Origin of the sequence: Streptomyces sp. NBC_00212 (assembly GCF_045206365.1) — a bacterium.
GTDB lineage: Bacteria > Actinomycetota > Actinomycetes > Streptomycetales > Streptomycetaceae > Streptomyces.
The window spans coordinates 5622332-5641004 of sequence record NZ_CP108115.1; the positions used below are offsets into that span (position 1 = coordinate 5622332).

The following is an 18673-nucleotide window of genomic DNA, read 5'->3' on the forward strand; positions in this document are numbered from 1 at the left end:
GGCCGCGGGAGGAGTGTCAAGGCTACGTCCGAATGTAAGGACAAAAGATTGACAGGGGTGGCGAACGGCGGCTAGACCTGGGTGCACCGGCGACCCGGCGACCCGAGGGGACGTGCATGGACGAGGCTCCGCATGGCACCGAGAACGGCAGTGAGCGCGACCCTGCGTACGACCTGATCACCATGGGCCGGATCGGAGTCGACCTCTACCCCTTGCAGACCGGGGTGTCGCTGGCGAAGGTCAGCTCGTTCGGGAAGTTCCTCGGCGGCTCGCCCTCCAACGTGGCGGTCGCCGCGGCCCGGCTCGGTCGCCGCACCGCCGTCGTCACCCGCACCGGGCGCGACCCCTTCGGCGAGTATCTCCGTACGGAACTGGGCGAGTTCGGGGTCGACGCGCGCTGGGTCACCCCCGTGGACGGGCTGCCCACGCCTGTCACGTTCTGCGAGGTGTTCCCGCCGGACGACTTCCCGCTGTACTTCTACCGGCTGCCCAAGGCCCCCGATCTGGAGCTGCGGGAGGGCGAGTTGGACCTCACGGCGATCCGGGCGGCGCGGATCTTCTGGGTGACGGGGACGGGGCTGTGCGCCGAGCCCAGCCGGAGCGCGACGCTGGCCGCGCTGGCGGCGCGGGGCGCCCCCGAGAAGGTGGCCACCGTCTTCGACCTCGACTGGCGGCCCATGTTCTGGGCCGATCCCGAGGAGGCCCGGGTCCACTATCGCGCCGCCCTCGCTCACGCCACCGTCGCCGTGGGCAACCTCGACGAGTGCGAGGTCGCCACGGGGACGCGCGAACCCCGGGCCGCCGCCGAGGCACTTCTCGCCGCCGGGGTCGAGCTCGCCATCGTCAAGCAGGGGCCCAAGGGCGTGCTCGCCGTGCACCGCGACGGCACGGTCGCCGAGGTGCCGCCGGTGCCGGTCGACGTGGTCAACGGGCTCGGCGCGGGCGACGCGTTCGGCGGGGCGCTCTGCCACGGGCTGCTCGCCGGATGGCCCCTCGAACGCGTCATGCGGTACGCCAACGCCGCCGGGGCCATCGTCGCCTCCCGGCTCGCCTGCTCCTCCGCGATGCCGTACCCCGCCGAGGTCGAGCGCGTCCTGGAAGGCGGCCGGGCGTGAGCGCCGAACTCGGACCCGGCGGGCTCGCCCGGCTGCGGGCCCGCCACCCCGAAGCCGTCGCCGAGGCCGCGGCCCGCCGGGTGCGCAGACCGCTGCTCCGCGGCGACGGCGGGCGGCTGATGGTGATCGCCGCCGACCATCCGGCCCGGGGCGCGCTCGGCGTCGGCGCCGACGGGCTCGCCATGGCCGACCGGGGCGACCTGCTCGACCGGCTCCGGCTCGCGCTCTCGCGGCCCGGCGTCGACGGCGTGCTCGCCGGCGCCGACGTCCTGGAGGACCTGCTGCTGCTCGGCGCCCTGGAGGACAAGGTCGTCATCGGCTCCATGAACCGCGGCGGCCTCGCCGGAGCCGCCTTCGAACTCGACGACCGCTTCACCGGCCACCGCGCCCAGGACCTCGACCGGCTCGGCTTCGACGCGGGAAAACTCCTGCTCAGGATCGACTATGAGGACGCCGGTTCGCTCGACACGCTGCACGCGGCGGCCCGCGCCGTCGACGAGATGGCCGAGCGCCGACTCCCCGTGTTCGTCGAGCCGTTCATCTGCCATCGACGCGAGGGGCGGATTCGTCATGACCTCTCCGCCGAGGCCGTCACCCGGTCCATCGCCATCGCCTCGGGCCTCGCCGGCACCTCCGCGTACACCTGGCTGAAGGTGCCCGTCACCGAGAACCCGGACGACATGGCCGAGGTCATGGCCGCCAGCACGCTGCCCGCGGTGCTGCTCGGCGGCGACATAGGGGACGACCAGGACGCCGCCTTCGAGAAGTGGCGCGGGGCGCTGCACCTGCCCACCGTGCAGGGCCTGGTCGCCGGGCGCTCGCTGCTCTATCCGGCCGACGGCGATGTGGCGGCGGCCGTCGATACCGCCGTCGGGCTGCTGTAGGGGGTAGGGATCGGACATGGATCACCAAGGACTGCTCGTACGGGCCGGGGACGCGGCCCGCGATGCGTATGCCGTCGACATCGACCCCGAGCGGGCGGGGTGGAGCCATTCCTCCCTGCGCGTGCTCGACCTGCCGCCGGGCGGCTCGCACCGCCTTGACTCCGGGGACAGCGAGTGGCTCGTGGTGCCGCTCGACGGCGGCTGTACGGTGCGCACCGACGGACAGGCCCTCGAACTGCTCGGCCGCAAGGGCGTGTTCGAAGGACCGACCGACTTCGCCTATGTGCCGCGTGACGCGGACACCCAGATCACCTCCGGCGCGGGAGGCCGTTTCGCCCTGGCAGGAGCGCGGTGCGAGCGACGACTCCCCGCTCGCCGCGGCCCCGCGCCGGAGGTACCCGTCGAAGCGAGGGGCTCCGGAAACTGTTCCCGTACGGTGCGCAACTTCGCCTCGGCGGACGCCTTCGCCTGCGACCGGCTCATCGCCGTGGAGGTGATCACACCCGGCGGCAACTGGTCCTCGTACCCGCCGCACAAGCACGACGAGCACCTGCCCGGCCGGGAGAGCGAGCTGGAGGAGATCTACTACTTCGAGTTCGAGCGCCCCGGCGGCTACGGCTACCAGCGGATCTCGCCGTCCCGCGACGGCGGCGCCGACCTCCTCGCCGAGGTGCGCACCGGCGACGCCGTGCTCGTGCCGGACGGCTGGCACGGGCCGTCCGTCGCCCAGCCCGGCAATGCCATGTACTACCTGAACGTGATGGCGGGCCCGGGGCAGGAACGGGAGTGGAAGATCTCCTTCCACCCCGACCACGTGGAGGGATACCAGTGACCGGTACGACGCGCCGCCTCACCACCGCACAGGCGCTGATCGCCTTCCTGGCCCGCCAGTACACCGCCCGCGACGGAGTCAACCACCGCCTGATCGCCGCCACTTGGGGCATCTTCGGGCACGGCAACGTCGCCGGGATCGGGCAGGCGCTCCTCGAATCCGGTCCTGACACGATGCCCTTCCACCAGGGCCGCAACGAGCAGGCCATGGTGCACGCCGCCGTCGGCCACGCCCGCCAGTCCGGCCGGCTCTCGGCGCACGCCGTGACCACCTCCATCGGCCCCGGCGCCACCAACCTGGTCACGGGCGCGGCCCTGGCCACCATCAACCACCTCCCGGTGCTGCTCCTGCCCGGCGACGCCTTCGCCGGCCGCCCCGCCGACCCGGTCCTGCAACAGCTCGAAGTCCCGTACGCGGGCGACGTGTCGGTCAACGACTGCCTGCGCCCGGTCTCCCGCTACTTCGACCGCGTCACCCGCCCCGAGGCGCTGATCCCGGCCGCCCTGAACGCGATGGGCGTCCTGACCGACCCCGCGAACACCGGCGCCGTCACGCTCGCGCTGCCGCAGGACGTCCAGGCGCAGGCGTACGACTGGCCGGAGGAGTTCTTCCGGGAGCGGGTCTGGCAGGTGCGGGCCCCGGCCGTCGACACCGATGAACTGGCGGGCGCAGTGCGGGAGTTGAGGCAGGCCCGGCGGCCGCTGATCGTCGCCGGCGGCGGGGTGCGGCACGCCCTGGCCCAGGACGTGCTCGGCGCGTTCGCCGAGGACACCGGCATCCCGGTCGCGAGCACCCAGGCGGGCAAGGGCGCGCTGCTCCACGACCACCCCCGCGACGTCGGCGGCATCGGCCACACCGGGACGGCCGCCGCCGACGAACTGGCCCGCACCGCCGACGTGGTGCTCGGCGTCGGCACCCGCTGGACCGACTTCACGACCGCCTCCGCCACCCTCTTCCAGAACCCGGACGTCCGCTTCGTCAACCTGAACGTCCGCCCCGCCGACGCGCTCAAGATGGGCGGCCGACAACTGGTCGGGGACGCCCGCACGGGCCTTGCCGCCCTGCACGAGGCGCTGAAGGGGTACCAAGTACCGGCGGCGTACGAGGCCGAGTGTGCGCGGCTGAAGGCGGCGTGGGAGGCGCGGGTGGACGCCGCCTACACGCCCGCGTCCGACGACGCGCGCCCCACCCAGGCCCAAGTCCTCGGCGTACTCGACACGTTGGTCACCGGGGACGACATCCTGATCAATGCGGCGGGCTCGCTCCCCGGCGACCTCCACAAGCTGTGGCGGACCCGCTCGCGCGACCAGTACCACGTCGAATACGGCTACTCCTGCATGGGCTACGAGATCCCCGCAGCCATCGGAGTCGCCCTCGCGGCGCCCGGGCGGCCGGTGTGGGCACTGGTCGGCGACGGCACGTACCTGATGAATCCGACCGAAATCGTCACAGCCGTGCAGGAGAACATCCCCATCAAGGTGGTGATCCTCCAAAACCATGGGTACGCCTCGATCGGCGGGCTCTCGGATGCGGTGGGGGGTGAGCGGTTCGGCACGGCGTACCGGTTCCGCGCGCCGGACGGGACGTACGGCGGTGCTCCGCTGCCGGTCGACCTGGCGGCCAACGCGGCCTCGCTCGGGATGCGGGTGCTGCGCGCCGAAACGGTGCGTGACCTGCGGGAAGCCCTCGCACAGGCGCGCCGCTCGGACGTTCCCACATGTGTCTACGTGGAGACCGAAACGCCCGACACAGTGTCGGGCCCGCCCCCGGCCCAGGCGTGGTGGGATGTGCCCGTGGCCGAGACCGCGACCCGCACGTCGGCGGTCACGGCCCGCGAGGAGTACGAACGGCACGTCACCGCCCGACGCCGCCATCTGTGAAGGAGCACTTGGACATGACGAAGACCGTCCACCACTGGATCGGTGGCAAGAGTGTCGAGGGCACGTCGGGCAGCTTCGGCCCGGTGACCGACCCGGCGACCGGCGCGGTCACCACGCAGGTCGCCTTCGCGTCGGTGGAGGAGGTGGACCAGGCCGTGGCCACCGCCAAGGCGGCGTACGCCACCTGGGGCACGTCCTCGCTGGCCCAGCGCACCACCGTCCTCTTCAAGTTCCGGGCGCTGCTCGACGCGAACCGGGACGCCATCGCCGAGCTGATCACCGCCGAGCACGGCAAGGTGCACTCGGACGCGCTCGGCGAGGTCGCCCGCGGTCTGGAGATCGTGGACCTGGCCTGCGGCATCACCACGCAGCTCAAGGGCGAGCTGTCCACGCAGGTCTCCAGCCGGGTCGACGTGGCCTCCATCCGCCAGCCGCTGGGCGTCGTCGCGGGCATCACGCCGTTCAACTTCCCGGCGATGGTGCCGATGTGGATGTTCCCGCTCGCCATCGCGTGCGGCAACACGTTCATCCTGAAGCCGTCGGAGAAGGACCCGTCGGCGTCGATGAAGATCGCCGAGCTGCTCGCCGAGGCGGGCCTGCCCGACGGCGTCTTCAACGTCCTGCACGGCGACAAGGTGGCCGTCGACGCGCTGCTCGCCCACCCGGACGTGGCCGCGGTCTCCTTCGTCGGCTCGACCCCGATCGCCCGCTACATCCACACCACCGCCTCCGCGAACGGCAAGCGGGTGCAGGCGCTCGGCGGCGCCAAGAACCACATGCTGGTCCTGCCGGACGCCGACCTGGACGCGGCGGCCGACGCCGCCGTCTCGGCCGCGTACGGCTCGGCGGGCGAGCGCTGCATGGCGATCTCCGCGGTGGTCGCCGTCGGCGCGATCGGCGACGAGCTGGTGGAGAAGATCCGCGAGCGCGCCGAGAAGATCAAGATCGGCCCCGGCAACGACCCGGAGTCCGAGATGGGCCCGCTGATCACCGCGGCCCATCGCGACAAGGTCGCGTCGTACGTCGCGGGCGCGGCCGCCCAGGGCTCCGAGGTCGTCCTGGACGGCACCGACTACACGGTCGAGGGCTTCGAGAACGGCCACTGGATCGGCCTGTCCCTCCTGGACCACGTGCCGACCTCGGCGGACGCTTACCGGGACGAGATCTTCGGCCCGGTCCTGTGCGTGCTGCGCGCCGAGACGTACGAGGAGGGCCTGGCGCTGATCAACGCCTCCCCGTTCGGCAACGGCACCGCGATCTTCACCCGGGACGGCGGCGCGGCCCGCCGCTTCCAGCTGGAGGTCGAGGCCGGCATGGTCGGAGTGAACGTGCCGATCCCGGTGCCGGTGGGCTACCACTCCTTCGGCGGCTGGAAGGACTCGCTCTTCGGCGACCACCACATCTACGGCAACGACGGCACGCACTTCTACACCCGGGGCAAGGTCGTCACGACCCGCTGGCCGGACCCGGCCGACGGCCCGTCGGGCGTGGACCTGGGCTTCCCGCGCAACCACTGACACCGCGTCGCCTTCGCGTGTTCCACCGCGGCCGTCGCCAGCCCCCTGATGAAGGGGTGCGGGCGGCGGCCGTCGCCCGTCGGCTCCGGCTGGAAGAGGGTGGCGAGGAAGAAGGGGTGGCCGGGGAGTTCGGTGACGCGTACGTCTCCCTCGGTGTCGGCGCCCGTGAAGGCCAGGCCGTGGGCGCGCAGGGTGTCCAGGTGCCGAGGAAGGGGATGCCCTCCTCGCGGGCGGTCCGCACCGCGGCCAGCGCCCCGGCCTTGCTGCGGTACGGGCTGCCAAGCAGCAGCCACACCGCGTCGAAGCCCCCGACCCCGTGCACCTCGGCCTCCTCCGTCGGGATCCAGTACGCGTCGAGGAGCAGCGGGACACGGGTGTGGGAGCGGACGTCGGGCGAGCGGTCGCCGACCAGGGCGATACGGGTCGTGGTCATGCGCACCAGACTGTCGGCGCCCCGTCGGTCCCACCGAGGCCGGGGAGCGTCTCCTGGAGCACGCCCGCCCGCTGCTGCTCCGCCTGGACGCGGCCCGTGCCGACATCGCGCGGCTCACCTCAGGTGCGGCCCTCGCGGCTCACCCTCGCCTGCGCGCCCGCCGCGCTCACGCCCGCTCTCGCCGACGCCCTCGCGACCGTGCGCCGGGCCGCCCCCGGCCTCGCCGTCGAGGTGCGTGTCCTCGGCCGGGACGAGGCTGTGCGGGCGGTCCTCGCCGGCGCCGCCGACCTGGGCCTGGTCACCGGCGCCGCCCCTCCCAGTGACCCTTTGCCGCTGCCCGACGCGGGCCCGATGATCACCCTCGCCGCCGAGGAGCCCCTCGCGGTGCTGCTCCCCGCCTCCCACCCCCTCGCCGGCCGCCCCGCGCTGCGCCTGGCCGACCTCGCCGACGCCCGCTGGATCGACGCCCCCGACACCGCCGTACCCCTGGCCCAGCTGCGCGCCGCCGCCCACACCGACGGCTTCGCGGCCCAAGTGACGTACGGCGGAACGGACTTGAGGGGGCTCGGGGCGCTCGTCGCCGCCGGGCACGGGCTCGCGGCCCTCGCGCCCGGGGCCGCCGAGGGGCTCGCGGGGACGGTGGCGGTGCGGGTCTCGGCGCCGCGCCTCGTGCACCGTACGGAGATCATTCACCCGCGCGGCCCGGCGGACCCGGTGCGCGCGCTGGTGGCCGCGCTGACCGGCTGAGGGCTGTCTGAACGGCCCCAGAGCGTCCGTACCGCGGAAAGTTACGGACGAACTTCGACGCGGGCGCTGCGGTTCCCGTACCGGCCGAACTTCATGGCTTGACGCGTTCTTGACGCCGAAAACCGGCGTTCAGGCGGGCCGGATCTTCGGATTCCGCAGGTAACCCGCTATTGACCTGCGGTTCTGCGAAGGATTCCATGACGTCCACCCGGGAGCCACCGAACCACTTCACCACCCCGCCTCTGGAGGCGATACCGCTCCCGCGCATCGGAACCGCACCAGTCGATCGGAACCGCACGATGACGGAAACGCTCAGCGCCCCCCAGGCGCTCGCCCCCGCGACCGGCCCCACCCCGCAGAAGCTCAAGCGTTCCATCGGCGTCGTGGGCGGCACCCTCCTCACGCTGTCCTGCGTGACGCCCGCCTCCACCCTGTTCGTCGTCGTGCCCGACCTCTTCGCCACCCTCGGCACCTACACCGCGCTCACCATCGCGATCGGCTCGCTGCTCTGTATCGGCGTCGCGTTCTGCTACTCGGAGCTGGGCACCCTCATCCCCAGCGCCGGCGGCGAGTACGCCATGGTGTCGACGATGGCGGGGCGGCTCGCGGGCTGGCTGGTGTTCGTCCTCTCGTTGCTCGTCGTGATGATCGTGCCGCCCGTCATCGCGATGGGCACCGCCGACTACCTCGCGCCGATCGTGCACATACCGGCGCCGCTGGCCGGCGCCGGCGTCATGCTGCTCGCCACCCTGGCCGGCCTGCTCGACCTGCGCGCCAACGCCTGGATCACCGGAATCTTCCTCGTACTCGAAGTCGTCGCGGCCGGAGTCGTCGCCGTACTCGGCTTCGCCCACAGCGAGCGCGGCGCCTCGGCCCTCGTGCACGGCTCGGTCGCCACGGACGGCGGTGCGCCGTCCACGGTCACCGCGATGATGGTGATCTCCGGACTCGCCATCGCCCTCTTCATCACCCAGGGCTTCTCGACCGCCGTGTACCTGTCGGAGGAGCTGGAGCACCCGCGGCGCAACGTCGCCCGCACCGTGCTCGCCACCCTCGCCATCTCAACCGCCGTGATCCTGGTGCCCGTCGTGGCCATCACGCTGGGCGCCCCCGACCTCGCGGCGCTCACCAGCGGCAACCTCAGCGACATGGTCGCCGCCTGGTCGAACTCCGCGGTCGGCACCTTCGTCAGCCTCTGCGTCGCGCTCGCCATCATCAACGCGGGCATCGTCATGGTCATCCAGAACTCCCGCGTCCTGTTCGCCTCCGCCCGCGACAAGGCCTGGCCCGAGCCGGTCAACCGGGGTCTGTCGCGGCTCGGCCGGTTCGGCTCCCCGTGGGTGGCCACCCTCCTCGTCGGCGTCCCCGGCGCGGCCCTGTGCTTCGTCAAGCTCGACACCCTCTACGGCGTCACCGGCGTCTCCGTCACCGCCATGTACCTGCTGGTCGCGGTCGCCGCCCTGCTCTGCCGGCGCGGCTCGCACAAGGACGTCCCGGCCTGGCGGATGCCGCTGTGGCCCGCGGTGCCGGTCCTCCTCATCGCCGTACTCGCCTACATCCTGACCCAGCAGGAGACCCAGTACCTGCTGTGGACCGGCGGCATCACCGCGGTCGCCACCCTGTACTGGGCGCTGTACCTGCGGCCGCGCCGCGAGACCCGCTGGCTGGTCAGCATCCCCGAGGATGCCCGGGTCTGAGGCATTGCCTAGGGTGGGGCCATGACTCTTGAACATGCGACGTACTGCGACGAACTCGTCCGACAGACCGCTGAGTTGAGGTCTCACCTGTCCGGCGCGGACCTCTCGGCGAAGGTGCCGACCTGTCCCGACTGGACCCTGCGCGAACTCGCCCGGCACGTGGGCGGAGCGCACCGCTGGGTCCACCAGATCGTGAGCACCAAGGCCACCGAGCCCGTCTCGCCGGAGCAGGTGGCCGGCCGCGGCGGGCCCGAGAGCGACGACGCGGCCGCCCTGGACGCGTGGCTGGCCGAGGGCGCCGAGCTCTGTGCCACGGCGCTGCGGGACGCCGGGCCCGACCTGGAGGTCTGGTCCTGGGCGGGCATGACGCCCGCCTCCTTCTGGTCGCGCCGGATGACCCACGAGACCGTCGTGCACCGAGCGGACGCGGCCGGCGCGGTGGGCGCGGCGTACACGCTGCCCGCCGATGTGGCGGCCGACGCCCTCGACGAGTGGCTCGGCATCATCGACTTCGCCCGGGCGTTCAAGCGCTCCGAGACCCCGCTCGGCGAGCCCGGCCAGTCCCTGCACCTGCACGCCACGGACGCCCCCGGCGCCGAATGGCTCATCGAGATCGGCGAGGACGGCTTCACCTGGCGCCGCGCCCACGACAAGGCGACGGTGGCGCTGCGCGGCCCGCTCGCCGACGTACTGCGCGTCTTCTACCGCCGGCTGCCCACCGACACCCCGACCGTCGAGGTCCTCGGCGACGCGGCCGTGCTCGACCGCTGGCTGAGCGGGGCGTCGTTCGGCTGAGCCCGTGCGACGGCGGCCGGCGCGTCGACCGGGGCACGCCCACTACTCCCGCTGCGGTACGGGACGGTGCGACCGTACTCCCCGGGTACAGCAGGCACTTCCACCCAGCGGCAGGCTCCGTTGTCGGTGCGGGCGCATACCGTTGGGGGATGGAGATCAGCATGCGCAGACGCCGATGGCGGCTGGCCGCGGGGGCGGCTGCCCTCGCCGCGCTCGCCGGGGCCGGCGTCTGGAGTGCCGCGGGCGCCTCGGGCGCCCCCGCCGTGCACCGTGAGGACCAGGTTCTCGACATGCCCGGAGCGAAGATCGACACCTCGTTCTTCACGGCGGGCAGCGCCAAGGACAAGCGGCCCGCCGTGCTGATCGGACACGGCTTCGGCGGCAGCAAGGACGAGGTGAAGGGCCAGGCCGAGCAGCTCGCGCGGGACGGGTACGCGGTCATGACGTGGTCCGCGCGCGGCTTCGGCAAGTCCAGCGGCCAGATCGGGCTCAATGATCCGCAGTTCGAGGTCAAGGACGTGTCGCGGCTCGTCGACTGGCTGGCCAAGAGGCCCGAGGTACGGCTCGACGGTGCGGGCGACCCGCGCGTCGGCGTCACCGGGGTCTCGTACGGCGGGGCGATCTCGCTGCTCGCCGCCGGATACGACAAGCGGGTCGACGCGATCGCCCCGGAGATGACGTACTGGAACCTGTCGGACGTCTTCTTCCCCGACGGCGTCTACAAGAAGCTCTGGGCGGGGATCTTCGTCTCCACGGCCGGCGGCTGCCAGAAGTTCGAGCCTCGGATCTGCGCGATGTACGACCGGGTCGCGACCGCCGGGCAGCCGGACGACGAGGCCGAGAAACTCCTTGAGTCCAAGAGCCCGTCCGCCGTCGGCGACCGGATCAAGGTGCCCGCGCTGATCATGCAGGGCCAGACCGACTCGCTGTTCCCGCTCGGCCAGGCCGACGCCATGGCCCAGCGGATCGCCGCCAACGGCGCCCCCGTTTCCGTCGACTGGATCGCGGGCGGCCACGACGGCGGCGACCGCGAGACCGGCCGCACCCAGGCCCGCGTCACCCAGTGGTTCGACCGGTACTTGAAGGACGACAAGGGCGCCGACACCGGGCCCGCCTTCCGCGTCACCCGCACCGGAGGCGTCAACTCCACTGATGGCGCAGCCCAGTTGAGGGGAGCGAGCAGTGGCAGCTACCCCGGCCTGGAGAGCGGGCGCCAGGCGATCGCGCTGACCGGCCGGGAGCAGAGCTTCGACAACCCGCCGGGCGGCGCACCGCCCGCGATCTCGGCGGTGCCCGGCCTCGGCGCGGGCCTGTCCGGCCTGTCCTCCCTCGGCGTCGGCCTCTCCCTCGACTTCCCCGGCCAGTACGCCAGGTTCGACTCGGCGCCCCTGAAGACCGGCGTCCACGTCACCGGCTCGCCCACCGTCAAGCTCAAGGTGAAGTCGAGCGGCGACACCGCCGTGCTCTTCGGGAAGGTGTACGACGTCGGCCCCGACGGCAAGCAGCAGGTCCTGCCCTCCCAGCTCGTCGCCCCGATACGGGTCGACGGCGCCAAGGGCGGGAAGACCGTCGAGCTGACGCTGCCCGCCGTCGACCACAACGTCGAGGCCGGCCACCGGCTTCGCCTCGTCGTGGCCGCCACCGACCTCGGCTTCGCCTCCCCGGCCGCGCCCGCCACGTACACCGTCTCGCTGGACGGCGGCGGCCTGAGCGTGCCCACCGTGCCCGCCGCGCGCACCGCCTCCGCGGGCCTGTCCTGGTGGGTGTGGGGGCTGCCGCTCGCCGGGGCCCTCATCGGCGGCGCGCTCCTGGTCACCCGGCGCACCCACACCCCCGCGCCCGACCCGGAGCTGGCCCAAGTGCCGCTCCAGATCACCGACTTGACCAAGAAGTACGCCAGGTCCAGCGATCGGTACGCCGTGCGTGAGCTGTCCCTCCGGGTGGAGAAGGGGCAGGTGCTCGGCCTGCTCGGGCCCAATGGCGCGGGCAAGACCACCACCCTGCGCATGCTCATGGGCCTCATCCGGCCCGACGGCGGCGAGATCCGGGTGTTCGGCCACGCCATCCGGCCGGGCTCGCCCGTCCTGTCCAGGGTCGGCGCGTTCGTCGAGGGCGCGGGCTTCCTGCCGCACCTGTCGGGCCGCGAGAACCTGGAGCTGTACTGGGCGGCGACCGGCCGCCCCGCCGAGGACTCCCGCATCGAGGAGGCCCTGGAGATCGCCGGCCTGGGCGACGCCCTCCAGCGAGCGGTCCGCACGTACTCGCAGGGCATGCGGCAGCGGCTCGCCATCGCGCAGGCCATGCTCGGCATGCCGGACCTGCTGATCCTCGACGAGCCGACCAACGGGCTCGACCCGCCCCAGATCCGCGAGATGCGGGACGTGATGATCCGGTACGCGGAGGGCGGCCGCACCGTGATCGTCTCCAGCCACCTCCTGTCGGAGGTCGAGCAGTCCTGTACGCATCTGGTGGTGATGGACCGCGGCCGGCTCGTCCAGGCGGGCCCCGTCGCCGAGATCACCGGCGCGAGCGACACGCTGCTCGTCACGACGGCCGAACCGGTGGCCGAGGCCGTCGTGGACAAGGTGGCGGCGCTGCCCGGCATCGGCTCGGCGCTGCGCACCGACGAGGGCCTCCTGATCCGCCTCGAAGGGGCGACCACCACCGAGCTCATCGCCGAACTCCTGCGCCTGGACGTGCAGTTGACCGGCGTCGGCCCGCACCGCCGCCTGGAGGACGCGTTCCTCACCCTGATCGGAGGTTCCGCATGACCACGCTGATGGAGTCCCCGTCGGGCGAGACGGCCCCCGGCTACCGCGCCCGGCGCACCCTGCCCCTGCGCGTCGAGGCCGTACGGCAGCTCAAGCGCCGGCGCACCCTGGTCATGGGCGCGGTGCTCGGCGCGCTGCCGTTCGTCCTGATCGTCGCCTTCGCCATCGGCGGCAGCCCGAGCAGCCGCAACGGCCGCATCACGCTGATGGACACGGCGACCGCGTCCGGCGCCAACTTCGCCGCGACCTGCCTGTTCGTGTCGGCGGGCTTCCTGCTCGTGGTGCCGGTCGCGCTGTTCTGCGGCGACACGGTGGCCTCGGAGGCGAGCTGGTCCTCGCTGCGCTATCTGCTCGCGGCGCCCGTGCCCCGGGCGCGGCTGCTGTGGTCGAAGCTGGCGGTGGCGCTCGCCTTCAGCGCGGCGGCGATCGTGCTGCTGCCCGTGGTGGCGCTCGCGGCGGGCACAGCGGTGTACGGCTGGGGGCCGCTCCAGATCCCGACCGGCGGCTCGCTGGGCTCGGGCGAGGCCATACCCCGCCTCGCGATCGCCGTCGCCTTCGTCTTCGTGTCCCAGCTGGTCACGGCGGCGCTCGCGTTCTGGCTCTCCACGAGGACGGACGCGCCGCTCGGCGCGGTCGGCGGCGCGGTGGGCCTGACCATCGTCGGCAACGTCCTGGACGCGGTGACGGCGCTCGGCGACTGGCGGGACTTCCTGCCCGCGCACTGGCAGTTCGCCTGGGCCGACGCCCTCCAGCCGCACCTGGAGTGGGGCGGCATGCTGAAGGGCTCGGCGGTGTCGGTGGCGTACGCGCTCGTGCTGTTCGCGCTGGCCTTCCGCGGGTTCGCCCGCAAGGACATCGTGTCGTAGGCCCGGGGTCCTTGCGGGCGGGGTTCTCGCGGGGCGGTCAGGCCGCCAGGAGCTTCTCGTACCCGACGAGCCGCACGCAGGCCGTGAGGCCCAGGATCGCCTGCTCCAGCTCCGCGAGGCCCGGGTAGCTGGGCGCGATGCGGATGACGGCGTCCTTCGGGTCGTTGCCGTACGGGTGCGTCGCACCGGCCGGGGTCAGCACGACGCCCGCCTCGCCAGCCCGCTTCACGACCTCCTTCGCGCAGCCCTCGGGGACCTCAAGGGTGACGAAGTAGCCGCCCTGGGGGAGCGTCCAGCTCGCGAGGCCGGTGCCGCCGAGCTCGCTCTCCAGGATCCGCTGGACGGTCTCGAACTTCGGCTGCAGCAGGGCGCGCTGGCGCTCCATGTGGGCCCGTACGCCGTCCGCGTCCCGCAGGAACAGGACGTGGCGCAGCTGGTTGATCTTGTCGGGGCCGATCGAGCGCTTGGAGTTGTTGGCGAGCAGCCACTGCACGTTGGCGGGCGAGGATCCGAAGAAGGCGACGCCCGCGCCCGCGGCCGTGATCTTCGAGGTGGAGCCGAAGACGAACGCCCGGTCCGCGTGACCGGCCGCCGCGCAGGCGCCGAGCAGGTCGGCGATCTCGGTGGGCTCGTCGGTCAGGTGGTGGGCGGCGTACGCGTTGTCCCAGAAGATCCGGAAGTCGGGGGCCGCGGTCTCCATGCGGGCCAGGCGCGCCACGGTCTCGTCGCTGTAGCTGACGCCGCTCGGGTTGCTGTACTTCGGCACGCACCAGATGCCCTTGATGCCCGCGTCCTCGGCGACCAGGCGCTCCACGACGTCCATGTCCGGGCCCGCGTCGGTCATCGGCACCGGGATCATCTCGATGCCGAAGCGCTCGCACAGCGCGAAGTGCCGGTCGTAGCCCGGCACCGGGCACAGGAACGCGAGGCGCTCCTGGTCCACCCAGTGGGACTCGGCGCCGGGGACGACGCTCAGCATCGCGTGCACGAGGCAGTCGTGCATGAGCTCCAGGCTGGAGTTGCCCGCGGCGAGCAGCTGCCCGGCCGGCACCTGGAGCACCTCGGCGAAGATCTCCCGGAGCTCCATGAGGCCCTGGAGGCCGCCGTAGTTGCGCACGTCCGTGCCGTCGGCGGAGGTGTAGCGGCCGCCGGGCAGGCTGAGCAGGTCCTCGGAGAGGTCGAGCTGCTCGGGTGCGGGCTTGCCCCGGGTGAGGTCGAGCTTGAGGCCGCGAGCCGCAAGCGCCGCGTAGTCCTGCCGGGCCTGGTCGAGCAGCCCGGCCAGGGCGTCGGAGCTCAACTCGGTGGTCATGGTGTTTCCTCTCGCGGGGCCGCGCGTGCGTGGAACGGCATCGGGTGGGTGCGCCCTGTCGAGCTTACAAAGAGCCCCCTGAGGGCCGGACGACCGGCTTCCTCCCGCCCGTACGGAAGCGGAATACGGGAGAATCTGGGGGCTGGAACTTCGGGGAGTGACAGAAGGGGAGCTGAACGCGACATGAGGTATCGCGAACTCGGCACCGGGGGCCCGGCCGTCTCGGCCGTGGGTCTGGGGTGCATGGGCATGTCGACGGCGTACGGGGTGCCGGACGACGCGGAGTCCGAGCGGGCCCTGGACCGGGCGCTCGACCTGGGCGTCACCCTGCTCGACACGGCGGACGCGTACGGTCGCGGCGCCAACGAGGAGTTCCTCGGCCGCTGGCTGCGGCGGCGCGCGGCCGACCGGGAGCGCCTGGTGATCGCGACGAAGTTCGGGCTGCGGCACGACCCCGGGACCGGCCGGGTGACCCGGGTGGACACCTCGGCGGCCCATGTCCGCAACGCCTGCGACGCCTCGCTGCGGCGCCTGGGCGTCGAGCGCATCGACCTCTACCACGTGCACCGCCGCGACCCCTCGGTCCCGGTCGAGGAGACGGTGGGCGCCATGGCCGAACTGGTCGCCGAGGGCAAGATCGGCCACCTCGCGCTGAGCGAGATCAGCGTCGACACCTTGCGCAAGGCGCATGCCGAACACCCCATCGCCGCCGTGCAGTTGGAGTACTCGCTGTTCACCCGGGACGTCGTCGAGGGCGCCATGCTGGACGCGTGCCGCGAGCTGGGGATCGCCGTGGTCGCGTACAGCCCGCTGGGCCGCGGCATGCTCACCGGCGGCATCACCTCCACGGCCGACCTGGACGGCGCGGACAACCGCAGGCGCTGGCCGCGCTTCGCCGAGGAGAACATCGAGCACAACCTGGCCCTCGTGGACGCGGTGCGCGCCGTCGCCGCCGACCTCGGCTGCACACCGGGCCAGGCCGCCCTGGCCTGGCTGCTCGCGCAGGGCGAGGACATCGTCCCGATCCCCGGCACGAAGAAGCGCCGCTACGTCGAGGAGAACGCGGCGGCGGCCGAGCTCACCCTGACCCCGGACCAGGCGGCCCTGCTGACCCGCGCCGTCCCCGAGGGCGCGGTCGCCCGGGGCCGCTACCCGGACGCGGCGCTGGCGAGGCTGGGGCACTGAGGGGGCGGGGCGCGCGGCTCGGGTGGTGCGGGTCGGCCGGATCTCGCGGTGCCGCGCCGCAGGTCGTACTGTCCAAGCCGGGACGATCTCTCTACCGTGGGTTGTCCAGTGCCGAGGTGGCCTCGGAACATCCGCTGACACCGTTCGCGTGCGCGACACAAAGGGGGCTCTGTGGAAGCCGAGTTGGCGACGCTCGCGGGAACGGCGGCGACCACGCTGATGGGGCTCATGGTCTCGGAGTCCTGGACGCAGGCCCGGGCCCGGGTGGCGCGCTTCTTCGCCCGCAGGGGCGGGGAGGGCGCGGCGGAGGACGAACTCCCGGACGCCCCGGACGAGTTGACGGTTGCCGCGGGCGCTGACGACGCGGCGGCCGTCGAGGGCGAACTGCGCCGCCGGCTGCGGCGGATGCTGGAGGAGGACCCGGGCGCCGCTCAGGAGCTGCGCATCCTGCTCGCCGAACTGACCGGAGCTGCGGGGCCGGCCCCCGATGGCCGGGCCGTCCCCGGCCGTCACGCGGGGATCGCCGCCCGTGGACAGCTGCCGTCCGAGAACCGCCCCGACGAGGTGCCGGCCCTGCGCACCCGGTTCTTCAACCGTACGGACACGCTCTCGGCGCTCGACGGCATCCTCGCCACCGGCGCGAGCGAGGCCGTCCACGTCGGTGTACTGGTGGTCGCGGGCCCGCCCGGGGTCGGCAAGAAGGCGACCGTCCGCCACTGCGCGCACCGCTCGCGCGCCTACTTCCCGGACGGGCAGGTCTACGTCGACTTCGCCGAGCTGCGCGGCCGGGCGGGCGGCGCGGACGTGTCCGCCGCCCTGGGGATGTGCCTGCGCTCCCTCGGCGTGAAGGAGGACTACCTGCCGCGCACCCTGCCCGAGCAGACCAGACTGCTGAGGGAGCGCACCGGCGGGCGGCGGCTCCTTTTCGTCCTGGACAACGTCGACGCACCGGCCCAGGTGCGCGCCCTCGTACCGAACGGCCCGGGCAGCGCGGTCCTGGTCACCAGCAGTACGTCCCTGGGTGAACTCGCCGTGGACGGCGCGCGGTTGATGTCCCTGGAGCCGCTCGGCACGCACAGTGCCCTGGCGCTCCTCGCCGACCGCTGCGGTCAGGAGGCGGTCGACGCCGACCGGGCGGCCGCCGAGCGGCTCGTCGAGCTGTGCGGCGGACTGCCCGTGGCCCTGCACGTGGTCGCGGCCCGGCTGCTCACCCAGCGCCGCCTGACGACGGCCGCCCTCGCCGCCGAACTGTCCGACGAGAACCGCCGGCTGTCCGCGATGTCCCTGAGGGGGGAGCACCCGGTGTCCGCAGTGTTCGATGCGTCCTACCGGCAGCTGGAGCCCGAGGCGGCCCGCTGCTACCGCCTGCTGAGCTGGATCCCCGGCCGCACCTTCGAGACGGGAACGGTCGCCGCCGCCCTCGGTGCGGACCGGATGGCCGCCGGGTCGCTGCTCGACGAACTCGTGGAGGCGAGCCTCCTGGAGGAGGCGGGCGAGGACCGCTACCGCTGCCATGAACTCGTACGGCTGCACGCGCGGGAGCGAGCGGAGTCGGAGGAGCCGCAGGGTGGTCAACTGGCCGTCGTGGAACGGGTGTTGACGCATTATCTGGCCCTGACGGCGTTCGCCGACCGGGCTGTCCGGCTCGACAGGCTGCGCATCGCGGACCTGGCCGAGCTGCTCGCCGACAACCCGGACCCGTTCGCGGCCGATGACGCGCCGGACCCGCTCGACTGGCTGGGGGCGGAGCGCGCCAACATCCTGGCCGTGCTGCGGGCGGCCGGTGACCACGGCCTCTGCATGCGGGGCTGGCAGCTGGCGGAGGGATTCACCGTCCTGTTCCTGCACCGCAGGTACGTCGCGGACTGGAAGGAATCGCTGGAACTCGGCGCGGCCTTCGCCTCTGCCGCACTGGAACCGGCCGCCGAGGCCCGCCTGCGCAGCCTCCTGTCCCGCCCGTTGATGGACCTGGGCGAGTACGAGCACGCCCGTGCGGAACTGAACACGGCGCAGGCGTGCGCGGAGGTGGCCGACCACACGCAACTGCGGGCATCCGTCCTGGAGTTCCTCGGCCGGTACTGGGACCGCTCCGACCCCGCGCGGGCCATCGAGGTGTACGAGGAGTCCGTGCGCCTCAACACCGAGGCGGGCCAGGCGCGGGGTGCGGCCATCGTGACCTTCTTCCTCGGCTGCGCGCAGGACGCGGCGGGCGACTCCGCGCTCGCCCTGGACACGCTGAGGCAGGCCCACCAGGCGCTGCTCGGCCTCGCGGATCCCGATGTGCGGATGGCCGCCCGAGCGACGGCCGCGATCGGCCGGGCCCACGGCCACCTGGGGCAGCGCGCGGAGGCGGAGCGCGAACTGCGCGAGGCGGTACGGGTCCTGCGCGAGCAGGACGCGACCCACTACGAGGCGCAGGCCCTCCTGGAACTCGCCGACATCGCCCAACGCGAGGGCGGCGAACGGGCGTTGCTGCGTGCGGACCTGACCCGCGCGCTGGAGATCCACGAGGCGGGAGGCAGCCCGCTGGCGGCGGAGATCCGGTCGCGGCTGGGGGAGTTGGGGTGAGTCCGGCTCCGCCGGTGCGAGAGGCGGCCCGCAGCCGCAGGGCTCCCGCTCAGCGGGACCAATGAGTGGCGCCC

At 73.0% G+C, this 18673-nt stretch carries 13 protein-coding genes and 1 pseudogene; 12 read left to right on the forward strand and 2 right to left on the reverse strand.

The genetic code is table 11. The features are described 5' to 3' along the window. Positions 1–116: 116 nt before the first annotated feature. The 5 genes from iolC to mmsA are packed head-to-tail and all read left to right on the forward strand — an operon-like array spanning position 117 to position 6228. On the forward strand, positions 117–1115 hold the full coding sequence (iolC, locus tag OHA17_RS25780) for a 5-dehydro-2-deoxygluconokinase (RefSeq protein WP_406508564.1): 999 nt from the start codon (positions 117–119) through the stop codon (positions 1113–1115). Next, positions 1112–1999, forward strand: a complete 888-nt coding sequence (locus OHA17_RS25785) for a deoxyribose-phosphate aldolase (RefSeq protein WP_406508565.1) — start codon at positions 1112–1114, stop codon at positions 1997–1999. Before iolC ends, OHA17_RS25785 begins: the two co-directional genes overlap by 4 nt. A 16-nt stretch (positions 2000–2015) precedes the next feature. After that, a complete protein-coding gene (iolB, locus tag OHA17_RS25790; protein WP_406508566.1) occupies positions 2016–2831 on the forward strand; it encodes a 5-deoxy-glucuronate isomerase in 816 nt (271 codons plus the stop codon). After that, positions 2822–4711 (forward strand): 3D-(3,5/4)-trihydroxycyclohexane-1,2-dione acylhydrolase (decyclizing), encoded by a 1890-nt coding sequence (gene iolD / locus OHA17_RS25795; protein ID WP_406510814.1) that lies wholly within the window; start codon positions 2822–2824, stop codon positions 4709–4711. Before iolB ends, iolD begins: the two co-directional genes overlap by 10 nt. Positions 4712–4725: 14 nt before the next feature. Next, positions 4726–6228 carry a CoA-acylating methylmalonate-semialdehyde dehydrogenase gene (gene mmsA, locus OHA17_RS25800; RefSeq protein ID WP_406508567.1) on the forward strand — a complete coding sequence of 501 codons (1503 nt, stop codon included), beginning with the start codon at positions 4726–4728 and terminating at the stop codon, positions 6226–6228. 11 nt (positions 6229–6239) lie between these two features. Here mmsA and OHA17_RS25805 read toward each other — a convergent pair. Continuing rightward, positions 6240–6661: pseudogene (locus tag OHA17_RS25805) on the reverse strand (hypothetical protein); the annotation flags it as partial. Between the two features lie 96 nt (positions 6662–6757). On the opposite strand from OHA17_RS25805, the gene OHA17_RS25810 reads away from it, so the two are divergent. The 5 genes from OHA17_RS25810 (at position 6758) to OHA17_RS25830 (ending at position 13537) form a co-directional block, all read left to right on the forward strand. Further along, positions 6758–7408, forward strand: a complete 651-nt coding sequence (locus tag OHA17_RS25810; protein ID WP_406508568.1) for a LysR substrate-binding domain-containing protein — start codon at positions 6758–6760, stop codon at positions 7406–7408. A 299-nt stretch (positions 7409–7707) separates the two neighbouring features. Continuing rightward, positions 7708–9105, forward strand: a complete 1398-nt coding sequence (locus OHA17_RS25815) for an APC family permease (protein WP_398872023.1) — start codon at positions 7708–7710, stop codon at positions 9103–9105. 21 nt (positions 9106–9126) lie between these two features. Beyond that, complete coding sequence (locus tag OHA17_RS25820; RefSeq protein WP_406508569.1) at positions 9127–9900, forward strand: maleylpyruvate isomerase family mycothiol-dependent enzyme; 774 nt, start codon at positions 9127–9129, stop codon at positions 9898–9900. Between the two features lie 161 nt (positions 9901–10061). After that, the gene (locus tag OHA17_RS25825; RefSeq protein ID WP_406508570.1) at positions 10062–12671 is read left to right on the forward strand and encodes an alpha/beta fold hydrolase; all 2610 of its coding nucleotides are present in this window, start codon (positions 10062–10064) and stop codon (positions 12669–12671) included. After that, positions 12668–13537 (forward strand): ABC transporter permease, encoded by an 870-nt coding sequence (locus OHA17_RS25830; protein WP_406508571.1) that lies wholly within the window; start codon positions 12668–12670, stop codon positions 13535–13537. The genes OHA17_RS25825 and OHA17_RS25830 overlap by 4 nt, the downstream gene beginning before the upstream one ends. Before the next feature lie 37 nt (positions 13538–13574). On the opposite strand, the gene OHA17_RS25835 is transcribed toward OHA17_RS25830, so the two are convergent. Beyond that, on the reverse strand, positions 13575–14846 hold the full coding sequence (locus OHA17_RS25835) for an aminotransferase class I/II-fold pyridoxal phosphate-dependent enzyme (RefSeq protein WP_053727348.1): 1272 nt from the start codon (positions 14844–14846) through the stop codon (positions 13575–13577). A 183-nt stretch (positions 14847–15029) separates the two neighbouring features. Between OHA17_RS25835 and OHA17_RS25840 the strand changes: the two genes are divergently transcribed. After that, a complete protein-coding gene (locus OHA17_RS25840; protein WP_406508572.1) occupies positions 15030–16031 on the forward strand; it encodes an aldo/keto reductase in 1002 nt (333 codons plus the stop codon). Between the two features lie 171 nt (positions 16032–16202). Then, the gene (locus tag OHA17_RS25845; RefSeq protein ID WP_406508573.1) at positions 16203–18599 is read left to right on the forward strand and encodes an ATP-binding protein; all 2397 of its coding nucleotides are present in this window, start codon (positions 16203–16205) and stop codon (positions 18597–18599) included. The last annotated feature ends 74 nt before the right edge of the window (positions 18600–18673 follow it).

What these genes read in the sequence shown, in the direction of transcription:
- iolC (WP_406508564.1), top strand. Translation starts at nt 117, where the DNA reads ATGGACGAGGCTCCGCATGGCACCGAGAACGGCAGTGAGCGCGACCCT.
- iolB (WP_406508566.1), top strand. Translation starts at nt 2,016, where the DNA reads ATGGATCACCAAGGACTGCTCGTACGGGCCGGGGACGCGGCCCGCGAT.
- mmsA (WP_406508567.1), top strand. Translation starts at nt 4,726, where the DNA reads ATGACGAAGACCGTCCACCACTGGATCGGTGGCAAGAGTGTCGAGGGC.
- OHA17_RS25815 (WP_398872023.1), top strand. Translation starts at nt 7,708, where the DNA reads ATGACGGAAACGCTCAGCGCCCCCCAGGCGCTCGCCCCCGCGACCGGC.
- OHA17_RS25820 (WP_406508569.1), top strand. Translation starts at nt 9,127, where the DNA reads ATGACTCTTGAACATGCGACGTACTGCGACGAACTCGTCCGACAGACC.
- OHA17_RS25825 (WP_406508570.1), top strand. Translation starts at nt 10,062, where the DNA reads ATGCGCAGACGCCGATGGCGGCTGGCCGCGGGGGCGGCTGCCCTCGCC.
- OHA17_RS25830 (WP_406508571.1), top strand. Translation starts at nt 12,668, where the DNA reads ATGACCACGCTGATGGAGTCCCCGTCGGGCGAGACGGCCCCCGGCTAC.
- OHA17_RS25835 (WP_053727348.1), bottom strand. Translation starts at nt 14,846, where the DNA reads ATGACCACCGAGTTGAGCTCCGACGCCCTGGCCGGGCTGCTCGACCAG.
- OHA17_RS25840 (WP_406508572.1), top strand. Translation starts at nt 15,030, where the DNA reads ATGAGGTATCGCGAACTCGGCACCGGGGGCCCGGCCGTCTCGGCCGTG.